The organism is Rhodopseudomonas sp. B29, assembly GCF_000333455.1.
Lineage (GTDB): Bacteria > Pseudomonadota > Alphaproteobacteria > Rhizobiales > Xanthobacteraceae > Rhodopseudomonas.
Genome location: NZ_BADD01000244.1, coordinates 1 through 1108 on the forward strand (window position 1 = coordinate 1; position 1108 = coordinate 1108).

Consider the following 1108-nt stretch of genomic DNA (forward strand, 5'->3'; position numbering starts at 1 on the left):
GATAGTCCAAAGGAGATTTCGCATTGACGAGCGAGAATCCTGCCGGTGCACATCCCCCGGTTGTCGGACTACCCATATCGTCCGATCCGCTTTCAGATCCGTCCAACCCAGTCTGGCCCGCTGTTCCGTCCCGCCGCCGCGCCCGGATGATCGCGATGTGTGCAGCGGCGGCCGTGATCACATTGCTCACGCTAATTTTGCCTTATGGCTCGGCAGGTGCTGCCCTTTTACTAGACCGTCAGCCCTACAGCATCTTCCCGTATCCGTTCACGATTCAGAACATCACCTATCTGCTGCTGGCGTGGTCGCTCGCCGATCTGTTCGTGCGTTGGCGGATGACCCAGCGAGAGCGCGCCTTCCTCAACGCGAAATTTCTGCCCGAAGACTCGACCACGATGCTCGAAGTCCACGAGCTCGGGCCGATCCGCATCCGTGTCGCGCCGCTGCATGACGCGGACAGCGGCTTCCTGCCGGCGTTGATGGATATGACCATCCTGCAGCTACAGGCCAGCAAATCGGTGGAGCAGTCGATGACGCTGCTGACCAATGCGCTGAGCCTGATGAGTGATCGCGTCGATCTGCGCTACCAGATGCTGCGCTACATGGCCTGGCTGATCCCGACCATCGGTTTCCTCGGCACCGTCATAGGCTTGTCGTTGGCGCTGCATCTGATCGATCCCAAGAACATGGATCTCGGACGCGTCGTCGGCGGGCTGTCAGTGTCGTTCTACACGACGCTGGTCGCGCTTCTCGCCAGCGCCATCCTGGCTTTCGCGCAACACAGCGTCCAGGAGCAGGAGGAACTGGCACTCAACGCCGCGGGCCAATATTGCCTCGCGAACCTGATCAACCGCGTCTACATCGATCAGGAGAAGCCGGGCGCCGTGTCATGAAGCGGCGGCGGCGCCAGTCCGACACCAGCGAAGTCGCGCTGATGGCGGTGATGACGAAGGCCATGGGCGCCTTCCTCATCCTCATGGTCTTCGCCATGCAGTACTACATCCCGGACTTCACCGCGGAGCAGATCGCCGCCATCGTCAACAAGTCGATCGGCGGCGTGCGCAAAGAGCTTGCGGGCGTGGTGGATCGCATGAAGAAAGGCGATTCA

Annotated in this window: 2 protein-coding genes; both read left to right on the plus strand. The window is 61.0% G+C overall.

What is annotated here, in order from left to right; genetic code table 11:
* The first annotated feature begins 155 nt into the window (after positions 1-155).
* Positions 156-893, plus strand: a complete 738-nt coding sequence (locus tag I5M_RS08840) for a MotA/TolQ/ExbB proton channel family protein (RefSeq protein ID WP_210161616.1) — start codon at positions 156-158, stop codon at positions 891-893.
* Positions 890-1108, plus strand: a 219-nt coding sequence (locus tag I5M_RS29400; RefSeq protein WP_040771625.1) for a hypothetical protein, incomplete at its 3' end; no start/stop codon positions are given. The genes I5M_RS08840 and I5M_RS29400, both read left to right, overlap by 4 nt.

Excerpts from the sequence above, each read along its gene's own strand:
- I5M_RS08840 (WP_210161616.1), top strand. The coding sequence starts at position 156 with ATGTGTGCAGCGGCGGCCGTGATCACATTGCTCACGCTAATTTTGCCT.